The sequence below is a fragment of the Lentzea chajnantorensis genome, assembly GCF_054300775.1.
The window spans coordinates 1,042,462-1,059,075 of record NZ_JBSDZT010000002.1; the positions used below are offsets into that span (position 1 = coordinate 1,042,462).

General features: G+C 69.9%; 18 protein-coding genes and 1 tRNA gene. 15 read left to right on the forward strand and 4 right to left on the reverse strand.

All coding sequences use genetic code 11. The features are described 5' to 3' along the window. The first annotated feature begins 210 nt into the window (after window positions 1-210). The 3 genes from ACVDFE_RS05725 to ACVDFE_RS05735 all read left to right on the forward strand — a co-directional run bounded on the left by ACVDFE_RS05725 (window position 211) and on the right by ACVDFE_RS05735 (window position 1,238). On the forward strand, window positions 211-468 hold the full coding sequence (locus ACVDFE_RS05725) for a hypothetical protein (RefSeq protein WP_458429799.1): 258 nt from the start codon (window positions 211-213) through the stop codon (window positions 466-468). Between the two features lie 38 nt (window positions 469-506). After that, window positions 507-582 (forward strand) — tRNA-Gly (locus ACVDFE_RS05730). Window positions 583-998: 416 nt separating this feature from the next. After that, complete coding sequence (locus ACVDFE_RS05735; RefSeq protein ID WP_458429800.1) at window positions 999-1,238, forward strand: OsmC family protein; 240 nt, start codon at window positions 999-1,001, stop codon at window positions 1,236-1,238. Here the strand turns inward: ACVDFE_RS05735 and ACVDFE_RS05740 are convergent. Beyond that, the gene (locus ACVDFE_RS05740; RefSeq protein ID WP_458429801.1) at window positions 1,213-1,998 is read right to left on the reverse strand and encodes a cytochrome P450; all 786 of its coding nucleotides are present in this window, start codon (window positions 1,996-1,998) and stop codon (window positions 1,213-1,215) included. The two genes, ACVDFE_RS05735 and ACVDFE_RS05740, sit on opposite strands and share 26 nt — an antisense overlap. 54 nt (window positions 1,999-2,052) lie before the next feature. Here ACVDFE_RS05740 and ACVDFE_RS05745 point away from each other — a divergent pair, with 54 nt between their 5' ends. Continuing rightward, complete coding sequence (locus ACVDFE_RS05745) at window positions 2,053-2,298, forward strand: hypothetical protein (protein ID WP_458429802.1); 246 nt, start codon at window positions 2,053-2,055, stop codon at window positions 2,296-2,298. A 114-nt stretch (window positions 2,299-2,412) separates the two neighbouring features. Then, window positions 2,413-2,805: a contact-dependent growth inhibition system immunity protein gene (locus tag ACVDFE_RS05750; RefSeq protein WP_360397035.1), complete on the forward strand. Its 393-nt coding sequence runs from the start codon at window positions 2,413-2,415 to the stop codon at window positions 2,803-2,805. Window positions 2,806-3,055: 250 nt separating this feature from the next. Here the strand turns inward: ACVDFE_RS05750 and ACVDFE_RS05755 are convergent, their stop codons facing one another. Next, window positions 3,056-3,316 (reverse strand): hypothetical protein, encoded by a 261-nt coding sequence (locus ACVDFE_RS05755; protein WP_458429803.1) that lies wholly within the window; start codon window positions 3,314-3,316, stop codon window positions 3,056-3,058. Between the two features lie 56 nt (window positions 3,317-3,372). Next, window positions 3,373-3,660, reverse strand: a complete 288-nt coding sequence (locus ACVDFE_RS05760; RefSeq protein ID WP_360397037.1) for a helix-turn-helix domain-containing protein — start codon at window positions 3,658-3,660, stop codon at window positions 3,373-3,375. A gap of 365 nt (window positions 3,661-4,025) precedes the next feature. Here ACVDFE_RS05760 and ACVDFE_RS05765 point away from each other — a divergent pair, with 365 nt between their 5' ends. From ACVDFE_RS05765 to ACVDFE_RS05810, 10 genes are all read left to right on the forward strand, one after another. Beyond that, window positions 4,026-5,159, forward strand: coding sequence for an SHOCT domain-containing protein (locus ACVDFE_RS05765; protein ID WP_458429804.1), 1,134 nt, complete (start codon window positions 4,026-4,028; stop codon window positions 5,157-5,159). Then, window positions 5,152-6,855, forward strand: coding sequence for a hypothetical protein (locus ACVDFE_RS05770; protein ID WP_458429805.1), 1,704 nt, complete (start codon window positions 5,152-5,154; stop codon window positions 6,853-6,855). Before ACVDFE_RS05765 ends, ACVDFE_RS05770 begins: the two co-directional genes overlap by 8 nt. After that, window positions 6,761-8,863, forward strand: coding sequence for an FkbM family methyltransferase (locus ACVDFE_RS05775; protein WP_458429806.1), 2,103 nt, complete (start codon window positions 6,761-6,763; stop codon window positions 8,861-8,863). The genes ACVDFE_RS05770 and ACVDFE_RS05775 overlap by 95 nt, the downstream gene beginning before the upstream one ends. 70 nt (window positions 8,864-8,933) lie before the next feature. Then, complete coding sequence (locus ACVDFE_RS05780) at window positions 8,934-9,557, forward strand: hypothetical protein (RefSeq protein WP_458429807.1); 624 nt, start codon at window positions 8,934-8,936, stop codon at window positions 9,555-9,557. Next, a complete protein-coding gene (locus ACVDFE_RS05785) occupies window positions 9,550-10,515 on the forward strand; it encodes a hypothetical protein (RefSeq protein ID WP_458429808.1) in 966 nt (321 codons plus the stop codon). The genes ACVDFE_RS05780 and ACVDFE_RS05785 overlap by 8 nt, the downstream gene beginning before the upstream one ends. Then, window positions 10,512-11,636 carry an acyltransferase family protein gene (locus ACVDFE_RS05790; RefSeq protein WP_458429809.1) on the forward strand — a complete coding sequence of 375 codons (1,125 nt, stop codon included), beginning with the start codon at window positions 10,512-10,514 and terminating at the stop codon, window positions 11,634-11,636. Before ACVDFE_RS05785 ends, ACVDFE_RS05790 begins: the two co-directional genes overlap by 4 nt. A gap of 86 nt (window positions 11,637-11,722) precedes the next feature. Next, window positions 11,723-13,294: an acyltransferase family protein gene (locus tag ACVDFE_RS05795; RefSeq protein ID WP_458429810.1), complete on the forward strand. Its 1,572-nt coding sequence runs from the start codon at window positions 11,723-11,725 to the stop codon at window positions 13,292-13,294. A gap of 314 nt (window positions 13,295-13,608) precedes the next feature. Continuing rightward, a complete protein-coding gene (locus ACVDFE_RS05800; protein ID WP_053732108.1) occupies window positions 13,609-13,983 on the forward strand; it encodes a hypothetical protein in 375 nt (124 codons plus the stop codon). A gap of 144 nt (window positions 13,984-14,127) precedes the next feature. Beyond that, entirely contained in the window at window positions 14,128-14,460 is a 333-nt protein-coding gene (locus ACVDFE_RS05805) for a hypothetical protein (RefSeq protein WP_360397044.1), read from the forward strand. 126 nt (window positions 14,461-14,586) lie between these two features. Next, complete coding sequence (locus ACVDFE_RS05810) at window positions 14,587-14,814, forward strand: hypothetical protein (protein ID WP_458429811.1); 228 nt, start codon at window positions 14,587-14,589, stop codon at window positions 14,812-14,814. A 1-nt stretch (window position 14,815) separates the two neighbouring features. Here ACVDFE_RS05810 and ACVDFE_RS05815 read toward each other — a convergent pair whose 3' ends face one another. After that, on the reverse strand, window positions 14,816-16,597 hold the full coding sequence (locus ACVDFE_RS05815) for a gamma-glutamyltransferase family protein (protein WP_458429812.1): 1,782 nt from the start codon (window positions 16,595-16,597) through the stop codon (window positions 14,816-14,818). Window positions 16,598-16,614: the final 17 nt, after the last annotated feature.

Genomic DNA, 16,614 nt, shown 5'->3' on the forward strand with positions numbered 1-16,614 from the left:
TGACAGGACGGTCACAGGTGGGCGTCGGGCCGTCGGAGGAAGAAGACCCACCGGTTACCGTTGCCCTCGTGGTGGACTGGCGGGAACGGGCGACGGCACTCGTGCCGGAACTTCGCGATGTCGCCATGACCGAGGAATGGTCCTGCCACGTCTTCTTCTCCGAGCTTCTCCCAGCTGACCGCGGAAGCGCACCGCGAACAGGACGACGACGTGCTGCGGCGCGCGTACGGGTTCGCGCACTGGTGCTTCCACCAGCCGGAGCAGTTCCTGGAGAACGCGGCGCTGATCAGCTTCTACGAGCACGTGTTCGACGACTGGGACCAGCGCGAGGAAGTGGCGGCGTGGCTGCCGGTCGACGTGCTGCCGAAGGTGCGGGCGCTGTGGGAGTGGCGCTGGCCCAAGGAGCAGTTGGACGAGGTGGACCAGCTGCTGGCCGGTTTGGAGCCCCCCGGTCGAGACGCGGTTTAGCCCTGTTGTATAGTTCTCCACGTACGACAGCAAGACAGGCGGATGTAGCGCAGTTGGTAGCGCATCACCTTGCCAAGGTGAGGGTCGCGAGTTCGAGTCTCGTCATCCGCTCCACGCAGGACGGCTCATGCTCATCGAGAGCATGAGCCGTTTTGCGTTCCGCCATGATTTTGGGGGCCAAGCCCCCACACCCCCGGGCAGCTCGGTTGGCCGGTGCCCAGTGGGTACCGGCCTTTTGCGTTGTCCAGGTCCCGCCACGTGGGTTCTCGGGATGATCGGCGGCCGCTCACGTGGAAAGGTGGTCATCGTTCTCTCGCATCGAACCGACAAGGACCCGGAGATCATGGCCATCACTCAGACGGCAAACGCGCACTGGGAAGGCTCTCTCGTCGAGGGCAAGGGCAACGTCGCCCTCTCCACGTCGAACGCCGGCAGCTTCGACATCGACTGGAAGGCGCGGGCCGAGGAGGCCGGCGGCAAGACCAGCCCGGAGGAGCTGCATCGCGGCGGCGCACTCCTCGTGCTACTCGATGGCGCTGTCGCACGGCCTGACCGGTGCGGGTACGCCGCCCACCTCCATCGACACCAGGGCCGAGGTCAAGTTCCAGACCGGCCAGGGCATCCTCGGGATCCACCTGACCGTGCGCGCGAACGTGCCCGGCCTGTCCGAGGAGGACTTCAAGACGGCCGCCGAGGGCGCCAAGGCGAACTGCCCGGTCTCCAAGGCGCTCTCGGCCGTCGAGATCACGCTGGACGCCGCCCTGGTCTGAACCGCAGCTCCGCGGGGCCGTGGCTGATCAGGTGCCTGCGCGGGCGGATGGGCTGCTCGACCACCTCGAACGAGCGGTCGAGCAGCTCTTCGGCCACGACGCGGCCCTGTAACCGGGCGAGGCCCGCGCCCAGGCAGTAGTGCGTGCCGTGGCCGAAGCCGAGGTGCGCGGGTGCGGCGGGGCGGCCGGGGTCGAAGGTCTCGGTGAACGCGCGCGGGTCGCGGTTGCCCGCGGCGAAGTCGAGGAACAGGTGCTCGCCCTCGGCGACCGCCGTGCCGCCGACCGACACCGGGCAGGTGGCCGTGCGGAAGAAACCGATGAGCGGCGCGTCCAGGCGCACGACCTCCTCCACCACCCCGGCGAGGCGGCGCTCGTCCCGGTCCAGCCGCAGCAGCAGGCTGGACAGCATGTTCGTGGTCGACTCGGTGCCCGCGACCACGAGCCCCAGGCAGAGCGAGAGCCGTTCCTGCTCGGACAGCTGACGGCCCTTGAACACGTCGGAGCGCCCGAAGTAGGCGCAGAACTCGTTCATGGCGGCGAAGTACGACCCGAGCACCCGTTCGCTGACCTCCTCGCCGCTGGTCAGCTCCAGCACCGGTGCCACGAACTCGCGGAACAGCGGGAAGTCCGCCTCCGGCACGCCGAGCACGTCGCCGAGGACGCCCAGCGCGAACGGCGCCGCGAACCCGCTCACGAAGTCCGCCTCCTCCGGCAGGCCGTCGAGCAACGCCCTGGCGCGCAGCCGAATCGGATCAGCCATTCGGCGCACGGCCGTCTGAGTGAATTTGTGGTTCGCCGCCGCACGAATTCGCGCGTGCCCGGCGCCGTCGGTGGTGTTGATCGAGTACATCAATTCCAGCAACCGCCGCTGTTCGGGCGGCAGCGCGGCAGCGACGTCCGCTACCTGCGGACCTGTGGCGTGCCGGGACGAGAACGCGGCCGGATCAGCCAGAACGGCGCGCAGCTCGGCATAGGCGGTCACGCGCTGGGCGTTGATTCTCGGATCGAATTCCATTGCAGCATCTTGTCCCGTTTCCAGCCTTTGTCGGAGCCCTGTTGAGCCGAGCACCCGGCTGCGGAATGTCGACGCCCTGAGTGGGCCGGCAGTCGTCCAATGCCGAACCGTTGCCTCCATCCGCCCGCCAGGAGCCGGTTCTGCGGGCACGATGGGTGCGTGGACCGGGACGAAACGCTCACGCACCTGAGCGGCGACGACTGGCTGAGACCGGACTCGTCGTCCACCCAGCTCTACCGGGACCTCTGCGCGTTGCGGGACCTGCCCGTGCGGGAGCTGACACCGACCTCGCTGCACCTGCTGGTCACGCACCAGGTCGGGCTCGACGTGACGGCGGTGCTGGCGCTGGAGCACGTGGAGGCCGACCCCCTGCGGTCCGTAGCCCTCTACCCCGGCGACCTGCTGGCCGCCCTGCTGCGGGTGGACCACTCGTTCTGGACCGACCACCCGGTGCTGCTGGAGCGGATGTCGCTGGTGCTGGACCGCCTGCGCACGCTGCCCGACGGCGACTGGCAGCTGCTGGTCTCCGCGGCCGAGCAGTTCCCCGGTTAGCCGCGCATTTCGCGCTGTCACAGGGCGTGATCAACGCGAAGGATCACAAAAGTCCGACTGAGTAGAAAAGTCCCGGTTTGCTTGACCCAATCGAGTGAACCCGATAGGCAATCCCCGTGTTGGCGGCGATGAGCGGGCCGGGAAGGCTGGCAACCGGTGCGCTCATCGGTGCCGTAGTAGCGGCGTTGTCAGTGCTCGGACCGCTTTTCGGCTCGTTCGCGGCCGGCGATTCGGAGGACCCGCAGGATGCTTATCCGGCCCGCGTTTCCCTTCTCAACACGCCTTCTTTGATGCCGACGCAGACCGAGTCACAACTACAGACAGTGTCATCTGCGCCTTCTTCAGCCCCGTCGTCGTCCGCGCCGTCTTTTTCTTCCTCCACGACAACGACTACGACCACGACGACAACAACAACGCAGGTCGTCACCACTACGACGACCACGACGACGAAACCGCCGGCTCCCACCACGACGACCACACGGCCGCGGCCTACCACCACGACCACGACCACGCGGCCTTGCGGGATCATCTTCTGCTGATCAGGCCGACCGGTTCCCGTCGTCCGGCTCAGGCAGCGTTCCTCGGGGCGAGCCGCACCACCAGCTCCAGGTCCAGCGCGTGCGCGAGGCGGTCCAGCACCGGGATCGTCGGCACCGTCCCACCTGCTTCGAACCGGGCCACCGCGGGCTGTGTCATCCCCGCCGCCTCGGCGAGCTGCGCCTGGCTCCACCCGCGCGCTTCCCGAACATCCCTGACCGAGCGGCCCAGTTCGAACGCGATGCGGGCCGCCTCGTAGGCCTCGTCGGCCCCGGCCTCAGCCATCCGCCGGTCGCGGAGTTCCTTCCAGCCGGCCAACCTCACCACTCCCCGTCGTGCTCGTCCACGGTGTGCTGCTGATCAAAGAGTTTCCTGCGCCGTCGACATACAGCAGAACCGACCGGTACCGGTGCCGCCACCTCGAACGCAGACCGCGCCGCGCTGACCGGACGATCCGGGGCAACGCCGCGTGAACGCGGGAAATCGATGATCGGCCCGCACAAGCCGAGCAGAACGCCGACAGCGCCCCGACCTGCGCCTTACGGAGACCGAACCCCGGCATGTGGTCAATGTGACGGTGCCTCCCACCACAACCAGGTCACGACTTGAGAGGCCGGAACGATCGGTTCTACGAGCACGGGCACAATGTCCGGGTCATGTACGCGCGGAAGGGGGTGCCAGGGGTGACCTGGCAAGACGAGCTGCAGAAGCTCGACAACGAACTCGCCTCTGGTCGGATCTCGGCTGATGACTACCGCCGCCGCAGGGACGAGATCCTCGCGGGCTCGGCGGGTGGTTCCGCGGTTCCGAACCAGCAGCAGCAGGCGCCGTTCGCTCCCCCGTTCAAGTGGGAGGCGGTGCCGCCCAACGCGCCCAGCGCGGACGCGACCCAGGTCGTGGGCACTCAGCAACCGAAACAGCAGCCGCAGCAGCCGCAGCAGCAGCAGAAGAGTGCCAACCCGGATGCCACGCAGGTGGTGAACACGCAGCAGCGGCCCAACGCCGACGCCGAGCGCACGCAGTTCGTGACGCCGGTCGCGCCGCCGAGCTGGCAGGCGCAGCCGAACTGGCAGGGGCAGCAGGCGCCGCCGCCGTGGGTCGGTGGTGACTTCGACCAGATCAACCAGCCGACGCCGGGGTGGACACACGGGCCGGAGGTCTTCGACGACAGCAGTGGCAAGGGCGGCAAGGGCAAGGTCATCGGCATCGTCCTCGCCGTGCTCCTGCTCGCCGGTCTCGGTTTCGGCGCCTACTGGTTGTGGGGTCGCGGCGGTGACAACAGCGCGGGTGGCCAGACGAGCACCCCGCCCCCGACGAGCACCACGCAGAGCGCGCCGCCGGACCCGATCCAGGTGGGCAAGGTCGCCGGCAACCCGCAGGAACGCAAGGACATCACGAACTTCACCCAGATCGAGAACCTGAAGCCGCCGTACCTGACGCCGGGTGAGGTCACCGCGTACAAGACCGCGGGTGGCGCCAAGTCGAAGCTCAGCCTGGCCACGCCGGCCAAGGGTGCGAACACCACGATCATGATCGTCACGGCGACCGACGAGGTGGCCGCGAACAACGGTGTGCTGGAGCTGAAGACCATCCAGGTCACGAACGGCATGCAGGAGATCACCTCCGACGTGCCGGAGAAGGCCGGCGCGACCCAGGTGGACGCCAAGGACGGTCAGCCCGCGCGCATCCGCGGCCACTACTCCAGCGACAAGTACATCGTGCGCATCGACGTGACGGCGGCGAGCCTCACCGAGGCGCTGGCGCTCTTCAAGGCCGCGGCGGAGACCCAGCTCAAGGCGATGCCCGCTGATGCCTGAGGTCACCGCCTGCACGGTGGTCGCGCAGAACTACCTGCCGGCCGCCCGTGTTCTCGCCCGTTCCTACCTCCGGCACCACCCCGGTCACCGGTTCGTCATCCTCGTCATCGACGCCGAGTGGGACAGCGCCGTCGACGAGGACGGCGTGCGGGTGGTCGGCCCGGCCACCGCGGGCATCGACGAGCTCGACTACCTGCGGATGGCCACCGCGTACTCGGTCACCGAGCTCGCGACGGCGGTGAAGCCGTACCTGCTGCGCCGGCTGCGCGGCGGGTCGGACGTCGTCATGTACATCGACCCGGACATCAAGGTGTTCGCGCCGATGCCGGAGCTCGCTGAGCTGGCGATGGAGCACGGCATCGTGCTCACGCCGCACTTCCTGGCGCCCCTGCCGCGTGACGGCAAGGAACCCAGCGAAGCGGTGATCATGGGCACCGGCATCTTCAACCTGGGGTTCGTGGCGACCGGTCCGGGTTCGGAGCCGTTCCTCGACTTCTGGGCGGAACGCCTGCGGCACGACGCGATCGTCGCGCCCGAACGGCAGCTCTTCACCGACCAGCGCTGGGTCGACCAGGTGCCCGCCCTGTTCCCGAACCACGTGCTGCGCGACCCCGGTTTCAACGTGGCGTACTGGAACCTGCACGAGCGGCACGTCGAGAAGAGGGGCGAGACCTACTTCGCCGACGGGCACCCGCTGCGGTTCTTCCACTTCAGCGGCTACCGCCCGGAGCACCCGTGGCTGCTGACGTACCACTGCCAGCGCAAGCCGCGCATCCTGCTGTCGGAGAACCCCGGTCTCAAGGCGATCTGCGACGACTACGGAAGTGCGTTGCAGGCCAACGGGTACGCCGAGACGCTCGACGCGATCCCGTACGGCTTCAACAAGATGGCGGACGGCTCGAAGCTCACCCCGACCATGCGCTCGATGTACCGCAGCGCGTGGATTCGCGCCGAGGTGCCGCACGAGCGGGTTTCCAAGCACGACACGGAGATCCCGCCGCACGCGTTCGGTGCGGATGGCGGGCGGGCGTTCCGCGAGTGGCTGACCTCGCCGGCCACCCCTGGACAGGCCGCCGCCGGCCTGAGCCGCATGACGATGTCCGTCTACGAGGCGCGCACCGACCTGCAGCTCGCGTTCCCGGACGTGCTCGGCGCGGACGCCGCGGACTTCCGCAGCTGGTGCCGTGCCTCCGGGATCTCCGAGGGCATGCTGCCGACGTGGGGCCTGCCCGGTGAGCCGAAGCCGGTGCGCGAACCCGTCGACGAGTTCGGCGTGAACCTGCTCGGCTACCTGACCGCGGAGCTCGGGCTCGGCGAGATGGGCCGGATCGTGCACGACGCGATCGACCTCGCCGGTGTGCCGATCGTGTCCGTGGTGGAGGACCGGCTGGTCTCCAACCGCACGGACGTCGACGACCCGGAGACGCTCGGCGACCCGCGGTTCCCGGTGAGCGTGCTCGCCGTCAACGCGGACCAGACCAAGGCCGTGCTCGGCAACCACCCCGGTGTGGGTCACCACCGCTACCGCATCGGGCTGTGGGCGTGGGAAGCTCGAGGACTTCCCCGAGTGGCTGCACGCAGCCTTCGCGCTCGTCGACGAGGTGTGGACGGTCAGCGACTTCTGCCGCGACGCCATCGCGCAGCACTCGCCGGTGCCGGTCAGGACGATCCCGGTGCCGGTGCGCGACCCCGGTGAGCCCGCCCCTGCTCCCACCGGTCCGGTGCAGTTCCTCTTCGCGTTCGACTTCAACAGCATCGGGCAGCGCAAGAACCCGTGGGGCGCGGTCACCGCGTTCCAGAAGGCGTTCGAGGGCCGCGACGACGTCCGCCTGGTCATCAAGGCGATCAACGGCAAGCTGCACCCGCTCAGCGCGGAACGCCTGCGCGTGCTGGCCGCCGGCGACCCGCGGATCGAGCTGCTGGAGCGCTACCTCAGCGTCCAGGAGCTGCACGACCTCTACGCGAACAGCACCGCGTACGTCTCGTTGCACCGCAGCGAGGGCTTCGGGCTGACCGTCGCCGAGGCGATGGCCCGCGCGCTGCCGGTGATCTCGACCGACTACTCGAGCACCACCGAGTTCTTCGACTCGAGCGTCGGCTGGCCGGTGCCGTACGAGCTGGTCGAGGTCGGCAAGGGCAACTTCCCGTACCACGAGACCGCGGTGTGGGCCGATCCCGACCTGGACGCCGCCGCGCGGGCCATGCGGGAGATCGCCGACGACCCGGCGGAGGCACGTCGCCGCGGCCTGGCCGCGCGGGAGCACATCCTGCGCACCAGGTCGATGGACACCGCCGCCGAGTGGATGCGCGAGCACCTGGGCAACGCCTACGAGAGCTGGCGGGGCCGGCGGTACGCCACGGCGGCTCCCAGCCCGTCGGCCGACCCGTTGCAGCCGCTGCGCGAGTCGAAGCAGGCGCTGCTGTGGCAGCCCGAGGCCAGTGCGCCGTCCCGGTTGCCGGGTGCGCCGGCGATGCGGCGGGCCGTGCTGCGCGTGATCGACCACTACGACGTGCACCAGCGCAAGGTGATGGGCGCGCTGGTGGACGGCGTCGAGGACACCGCCGGGCAGATGCTCGCGCGCATGGACTCGATGGAGCGCTCGCTGACCCACCGCCTCGACGACGTGGCGAAGAGCGTCGCCAAGACGATCGAGCGGATCGAACGGCTGGAGCAGGTTCCCGCTCCCGACGTGGACGGCGTGCTGCGCGACCTCGCCAAGGTCAACGAGGACGTCGCCAGGGTCGGCACGGACGTCACCGAGGTCAGCCGGGCGGTCGGCTCGGTGCGCGAGCAGCTCGCGGACGCCGAACGGCGCAACCACGAGATGTTCGCCGACCGCGACGTCCGGATCGACCAGGACGAGCTCACGCTCCAGCAGGTGCGGCGCGACCTCACCGCGGTGCACGAGGCCGCGCGGCTGGACCACGCGCCGGTGCCGCGGGGCGCCCAGGTCGTGCTCTGCGACGTGGGCTCGCTGCTGGTGCCCGAGGACGACGTGGTGCTGCCGTGGCTGACCTACCACCGCTCGTGGGAGGTCAGCGAGGCCGACCTCATGGCGGAGCTGGTCGGCGACGGCGCGTTCCTCGACATCGGCGCGCACGTCGGCTACCACACGCTGCGGCTGCTCCAGCGGTCCTCGGCGCCGATCACCGCCGTGGCGGTGGAGGCGAACCCGGTGACGGCCGAGTACCTGCGGCGCAACGTGGCGACGGTCCTCCCGCCGGCGGTGGCCGACCGGGTGACCGTGCTGTCCATGGCGGCGTGGGACACCGAGACCGAGGTCGTGCTCGTCCAGGAGGAGGAGTTCAACAGCGGTGACCACCGGGTGCACGACGCCGGCGACGGCGTCACCGGTGTCACGGTCCCCGCTGTCCGCCTGGACAGCCGCGCGGAGGTCACCCGGCAGCGGATCAGCCTGGTGAAGGTCGATCTTCAGGGCCGCGACCACCGGGCCCTCGCCGGGCTGACGGACGTGCTCGAACGCGACCGCCCGCACGTCGTGTGCGAGTTCTGTCCGGACGCCATCGGCGAGCTGGGCGACGACGCGGCGCAGGTGCTCCTCACCTACCGCAAGCTCGGCTACCAGCTGACGCCGGTCGACGACAACGGACCCGTCGCGGGCGAGCGGTCGGACGACGAGCTGATCAGGATGGCCGACGAAGCCGAGACGAAGTTCATAACTCTCTGGCTTCGCCCCCTCTGAGCTGCGCCGATCTCGTACGATCTGTCCCGGCTCGCGACCATCGGTGTGAGCCGGGACATGGGGGTCGTACGTGACCGGGAGCAGCCAGGGCGCAGCCGTGCGCCGCAACGGCCTGCGCCATGCGGTCGGCACGGCGGTGGTCGTGGCGGTGCTCCTGGTCATCGGTGGTGGCAGCTGGCTCGCCTGGGGTCGTGACCTCGAACTGGCCGGTGCCCGCGACGCCCGCCCCGTGGGTGAGGCCGGGCGCGTGCCCGCCGACCGGCTCGCGCTGGCCGACATGGGCGGCGTGCACGAGAACTACCAGCCGATCCGCACGTTCGGCGGTGTCACCAAGGTCGGCTTCCTGACCGACGACGAAGTCGTCGAGTACGCCGACGCCGACGCCTCCGGTGCCCGCATGGCGGTGTCGATCTACCCCGAGGGCAAGGCCACGCTCGCGGTCGTGCAGGTCCGCGACGCCGACGCCGCCCGGGACCTCGCGGCGGAGCTGGCGGACCTCCAGGAGGAGTACGGCCTGAAGCCGGCCGAGACCCACGTGCACCGCTCCCGCGACGGCCTGCTCACCCGGACCGTCTACACGCACGAGGACCTCGTGGTGCGCCTCGAGGTGCGCGGCAAGACGTCCCGGTGGGTGCGGGAGAAGACGGCCGAGCTCGGCGAGGCGCAGCGCGAGGTGCTGGCCGCTGATGAGTGAGCCCGTCACCCAGCCGGTCGTGGCCGTGACCGCGCGGCCACCCGGCCTGCACGCACCGGTCGCGCTGGGCACCGCCCTGGTCGCCTACAGCGTCCTCGGCGGGCTGTGGCTGAACCGGCACGGCCACTCGCCGGAGTGGCTCGTCGTCGTGCGGGAGTGGGTCAACCGGCCGCTCGGCCTCGGTGAGGACTTCGGGCTCCTCGGCCTGTCGCTGCTGCTGGTGTGCGCCGGGCACCTGCTGTTCGCGCGGGCGATGAGCACGGGGCTGCCGAGGTTCCTGGGACGGCTGGCGTGGCAGGCCGGTCTGCCGCTGGTGGTCGCGGTGGTGCTCGGCGTGCTCTTCTCGCTGTTCGCCGACCCGTTGCCGCTGGTGGTCGACTACCGGGAGAACCCGCCGGCCCTCGCGGTGCTGGCGGTCGTGGTCTTCGCGGTGCTCTGCACGGGGTCCGCGGTGCTGCTGCCGCGCAGGCCGGTCGTGGCGGTCGCCGCGCAGCTCACCGTCGTGGTCGTGCTCCTCGTGGTGGCCGGGGTCACGGACCTCGACCAGCTGGCGGTCCTGGCCGCGCTGGTGGCGCTGCCGATCTGCGGCGAGCTGCAACTGCTGCTGCGCACGGGGCTCGGGCGGTTCTGGGAGGTCGCGCCGCTGGTGCTGATCTGCTTCGTGGTGCCGGCGGTGACCGAGCACCTGTTCCGCACGGCCGCCCTGTGGTGGTTCACCGTCGCCGCGGTGGTCGCGTTCATGCTGGTGCAGCTCGCGGTGAAGGGCGAGCCGCACACCGCGCGGCCGCGGCCGGTCGACTGGCTCGTCAGCCGCGCCTTCCCCCTGGTGCTGCTGTGCGGTGTGCTGGCCTACCCGCTGCTGGGGCTGCTGCCGCTCCCGTTCAACTACCTCGTGGCGTTGCCCGTGTGGGGCCTGGGGGCCGAGCTGCTGCACCGCTGCTTCGGGAAGTCGACATGAACACGCTCACGAACGTGCCCACGACCGCGCAGGCCCGCCCGCGCGCGTCCGGCGGCTACATGCACGGCCTGGACCTCCTGCGGGTGATCGCGTCCACGGTCGGCGTCTACGTGCACACCGCGAACTGGTTCGCCGTGAACCAGCGCGAGTTCTCGTTCAGCGACTTCGTCCGGACGGTGCTGGCCGACCCGCTGCAGCTCAACCCGCACCTGTCGTTCACCGACGTCACGATCTTCATGGTGATCAGCGGCATGGTGGTCACCCACGTGGCCGACCGGGAACGGCCCGGTCAGTTCCTGCTGCGCCGCTTCGGCCGGATCATCCCGCTGCTGGTGGTGGTGCTCGTCATCTCGGCGGTGCTGATCAACCTCGGCGTGTTCCGCGCGGAGACCAAGCAGACGTCGCTGAGCTTCCTCGACGTGCTCACCGGCGTGACGCTGGCGGGCTTCTTCACCACGCCGACCGTGATCCTGGTCGGCGTCACCTGGACGTTGCTGCTGCAGATCACGTTCTACTCGTACGTGGCGGCCACGATGCCGTTGCTGCGGCGACGACCGTGGCTGCCCCCGGCGGCCGCCGCCGCCCTGATCTGCCTGACGCTCTCGCTCGCCAGCGGCCCGCAGTCCGATGCGGTGCACCGCATCGGTGTCATCGCCTGCTTCATCACGCTGATCTTCATCGGCCAGCTGATCACCCTGGTCCGGTCCGGCAAGGTGCACGTCGGCACCGGCCTCGCGATCGGCACCGTCCACTTCGGCCTGTTCGTCTGGGCCGACAAGCTCGGGGGGTACGCGTACTCGGGCGGCGGCATGGTGCGCACCGCGTTCCTGTGCATCCTGCTGGTGCTCGTGATGATGTACGTGGGCGGTCCGGTCACCAAGTCGGCGTTCGTGAAGGCCTGGTCGGCGCGGACGTACGCGATCTACCTGATCCACCCGGTCTGCATCTACCCCACGCTCGCCGCGCTGGCACCGCAGATCGGCAACGTCCCGGCGCTGCTCGTGGCGCTGCTGCTGACCGCCGCCGTGACCGAGGTCCTGCACCGCTACGTGGAGATGGCCGTGCACCGGCGCATCCGCCGGTGGGAGAAGAAGCGGTCCGCGTCCGCCCCTGCGCGCTGATTCACGGCCGGACGACCGCATCGCGGCGCCGCCGACGTCGTTGTACCCGCTGGACGGGGGACGGCGGGCTCCCCTGGCTACTGACGGTGCCCGGCCCGTTACTCTTCTCGCCGCAACGGCGGTCCGGGACCGCACGAGGGCGAAGGGGGTCGGTCCCGCTGGAGTCACCAGCACGCACCCAGACCGGCGCTGACCAGGCACGTTCCGAGAAGACGCGGGTCGCGTTCATCGACATCGGCCGGGCCGTCGGCGCCCTCCTGGTCTTCTACAGCCACATCGCGGCCCAGTGGGTGGGCAAGCGCGACGAGGAATCCCGGTTCTTCGACGTGCTGAACGCCGTGTCCAGCGACCCGTTCCACATGTCGCTGCAGGGCATCGGCGAGGTCGCCGTGCCGTTCTTCTTCCTGGTCAGCGGGTTCGTCGTGACCCCGATCGCGCTGCGGCACGGCCAGACCCGCTTCGGCCTGAACCGGCTCTCGCGCGTCTACCCGCCGATGATCTTCACCGTGCTCCTGACCGCGCTGCTGATCACCGTCGGCGGCGGCCTGCTCGCGACTGGCCAGGCCCAGACGATCAGCGCGTGGACGCTGTTCACGAACTCCGTGCTGGTCAACTACCTGATCTTCCCGCAGGTCGTGCTGGTGGGCGTGGCCTGGACGCTGATCGTCGAGGTCATCTTCTACCTGGTGCTGATCCTGCTGATCCCGGTGCTCAAGCGCTGGGTGTGGCTCGGTCTCGCCATCGAGCTGACCTTCGTGTTCATCGTGCTGATGAGCCGGGCCCAGTTCGGCAAGTCGTGGTCGCTCTTCGCCGTGAACGTCTCGTACCTGCCCATTCCGATCATCGGCCAGATCATCTGGGCGACCACCACCAAGCGCATCCCGCTGTGGGCCGGCGGCGTCTACACGGCGCTGGCGTGGTCGTTGTACGTGCTCGGCGACCTGCTGAAGCTGGGCCGCGTCGACAACTCGTACAGCCTGGCGCTGGCCATCGCGGTGATGTGCTTCCTGATGGGCCTGTTCGCCGAGCCGCGGCTGCGCGAGCGGAAGTTCTGGATCGCGCTGTCCGAACGCAGTTATTCCATCTACCTGCTGCACGGCCTGATCGCGTTCGCCGTGCTGGACCTGCTGCGCCCGGCCGTTCCGCTGCTGCCGGCCGTGGTGATCGCCGTGGCAGCCACGTTCGCGTTCGTCGAGCTCAGCTACCGGTTCGTCGAGAAACCGAGCCACAAGCTCGCGCGCAGGCTTTCCCGGCCGCCGGCCAAGCCCAAGCCCACGCCGGAACCAGAGCCGAAGCCGGCGCCGGAGGCAGCGGCCCCTGTGCCGGAGGAGAGCACCGAGATCACCCCGGCGCGGGAGCACCGGGACTCGCGCGCGATCGTGGCGGCCGAGGTGACGATCGAGCTGCCGCGCGTGCGCAAGCGGGCCGTTCCCGCCGTCGCTGCCGCGGAGGACGAGGACCACACGCAGGTCCTGCCGCGCGTGCCGAACTACCCGACCACCGACCCGGACGAGGGTTCCCGCCGCCGGCGACTGGACGACAACGCCCGCGGGGCCGTGACCGTGGCCGCATTGCTCGCCGAGCAAACTCAGAGGGAACAGGCCAGAAAAGATCACCGGTCCGAGCGGCGCAGCCGGGAGAATCGACCGGCTCAGTGAGTCGCTCCCACTTGCAACCGCCGACGAGTGCTAGACGTCTACCTGTGTAAGTCACCGTTCGGAGGCGACACATGTGGATCAGCGTGACATTAGTCACATTAGGTGGTTTGGCGTTCTTGACGCGAACCGTGACGGCCGTCCTGGCCGTTTCCTCTCGCAAGAAGATGAATGACTACGCTAAGCCACAAACGTCCACCAATTGAGATACTCGTTCGGCCTACGACTTACGGGCGAACGTTGACTTACCGTACGATCCTTTCGGGTCGTATGACTGAACGGTCACCTGATGGGGACCTCACAGGGGTAGGTGCGCCATGGACCACGCACTGAGCAAGGTCATCGAGCTGCGCGAAAACGGGTTTCAGTTCCTGCACCTGAGGGACGACGCCGGGCAGCTCGACCGCATCATGGCGTTCAAACAGCGCAGAGGGTTCATCGACTCGATCCTCTTCTGGTCGGAGACCGAGGCCCGCGCGGGACGCTTGCCCGCGGTGCGCGACTCGGCCAGGCCCGCGCAGGCCGTCTGGATCTACGAGGGCCCGTTGATCGAGGCCGTGGACCGGTTGCTGGACCTGCCGGAACCGGGTGCGCGCAACGCGCCGTCGTTGATGAAGGCGACCGCGTCCGATCTGGCCGTCGTGACGACGCTGCCGTTCAAGCTGAAGCTGCCGCCCGGCGCCATCGCCTGACGACGTGCCGGTCATTTCCCAGTCGCCAGTTGTTGCGGCGGCTTCGAATGCTGCGCCGAACAGCTCACCGAACGTGTGAAGAACTTCCCCCTCCCGGATTACGCAGCTTGATGTAGAGGGGTCGGGTGCGGAACCTTCGCGCCCATGAACCTCAGGAAGACCGTCGCGGGGGCCGCCGTGGCCCTCGGCAGCGCCACCGTCATGCTCGGCCTGGGTGGCATCGCGCACGCGGACACCGCGAACGCCAACGCCCACACCGCTCCCGACCTGGGTGGCCAGCTCGGTGACGTCGCGTCCGTGGGCGACCTCGCCTCCGTCAACACCAAGGACGTCGACGGCAAGGTCCAGGCGCTCAACGCCCAGCAGCCCGACGTCAACGCGATCGTCGAGAACGTCGACTCCAGTGCGACCGCGACGCTGCTGGGCCTGACCGAGCCCTCGGGTGTGCCGACCGGCAACGCCTCCGTCGACATCTGATCGTCGGCATCTGATCGTCCGCCGCTGAACTGACCAGTTCTTCCTGACCGGAGCGGCGCCCGGTTCCCTCCCCCTCGAACCGGGCGCCGTTCCACTTTCTCCAGCACCTGAAGAGAGGGAACCGCCGTGCGCCTGAAGAAGATCGTCACCTCCGCCGGGATCGCCGCCGGTGCGCTGGCCGCGTTGGCCGGCACCGCGAACGCGAGCCCGCAGGCCGTTCCGCAGCTGCCGCAGCTCGACCCGGTCACGCAGCTCAGCGAGCTCGGCGACCGCGCGGGTGTCACGGCGCTGCACGACCTCAACGGTCCGAACGTGACGGCGGTGCACAACGGCACCGCGCTGGTGGAGGGCTGAGCTAGCGACCGACCGCGTACCCCTGTGCGCCGCGCGGGTTGGCCCCGGCGCGCAGGAGCCCGTCCGCGGCGTCCCTGGCCACGGCCGACATCCGGCCGAGGGTCCACTCGCCGGCGTCCACGACCTGGTGGCCACGCGCACGCAACGCTGCCAGCACGTCCACGCCGGCGCGTGACTCGATGACGAGCTTCCCCGGTGTCCAGGCCCGCGGGTAGAACGAGCTCGGGAACGCGTTGGAGTGCCACATCGGCGAGTCGATCGCCTCCTGCAGGTTCAGCCCTGCGCGGTGCGCGAGCCAGAAGCCGAGCTGCCACTGGTCCTGCTGGTCCCCGCCGGGCGTGCCGAACGCCAGTGCGGCCTCCCCGTCCCGCAGCGCCATCGACGGCGACAGCGTGATCCGCGGGCGCTTGCCGGGGGCGAGCGAGTTCGGCAGTCCCCGGTCGAGCCAGAACATCTGGGCGCGGCTGCCCAGGCAGAACCCGAGCGACGGGATCGTCGGCGAGGACTGGAGCCAGCCGCCGGACGGGGTCGCGGAGACCATGTTGCCCCAGCGGTCCACGACGTCGACGTGCACGGTGTCGCCGCGCGTCACGCCGGAGCGCGCCACCGTCGGCTCGCCGATCGCACCGGTCGGGTCGGACACGGGGGTGGCCGGTCCACCGGTGATGTGCCGGGGCAGCACGGGTGCGCGGCCGCCGGGCGAGCCGGGCCGCAGCTCGTAGGAAGCGCTCTCCCCGATCAGGGCACGGCGTTCGGCCGCGTAGGAGCGGGACAGCAGGATGTCGAGCGGGACGTCGCCGACGTCGCCGTACCAGGCCTCGCGGTCGGCGAACGCCAGCTTGGCCGCCTCGACCGCCAGGTGCACGGTCTCCGCGGTCGGCCTGCCGTCCACGTAGGACAGGTCGTAGCCCTCCAGCAGCCGGAGCTGTTGCACCAGAACGGGTCCCTGCGTCCACGCGCCGGCCTTGACGAGCGTCCACTCGCCGAACTCCGCGGTCAGCGCGTCCTCGTACGACGCCTCCCACGACGCCATGTCCGCACCGGTCAGCACACCGGCGTGGTCGCGGCCGGAGTCGTCGCGGTGGGCGGTCCGGCAGAACTCGTCGACCTGGGCGGCCACGAAGCCCTGCGACCACGCCCTGCGCGCGGCCTCGATCTGCGCCTCGCGGTCGGCGCCCGCGGCCTCTCCTGCGGCGAGCAGCCACTCCCAGGTGTCGGCGAGCTTCGGGTTGCGGAACCGGCCACCGCGCGCGGGCAGCGCACCGCCGGGCAGCCACTGCGCGGCCGAGGTGGTCCAGTGGTCGCGGAAGAGGTCGGAGACGCGTTCGATGGTGTCGACCACGCGGTCGAGGAGCGGGAACCCGTCCCTGGCGTAACCGATCGCGCGGTCGAGCACCTCGCGCAACGTCTTGGTGCCGTGGTCGCGCAGCAGCGTGAGCCAGCCGTCCCACGCGCCCGGCACGGTCGCCGCCAGCAGGCCGCTGCCGGGGATCAGGTCGAGTCCGAGGCCGGTGTAGTGGTCGATCGTGGCGGCGGCGGGCGCGACGCCCTGGCCGCTCAGCACGCGCGGGGCGGACCCGGCCTTCGCGAAGATGATCGGCACCTCGCCGCCGGGGCCGTTGAGGTGCGGTTCCACGACCTGGAGCACGAATCCGGCGGTGACGGCGGCGTCGAAGGCGTTCCCGCCGTCCTCCAGCACGGCCATGGCCGCCGAGGAGGCCAGCCAGTGGGTCGAGCCGACCATGCCGAAGGTGCCGACGAGTTCGGGGCGCGTGGTGAACACCCCATAAAGGTACGCGG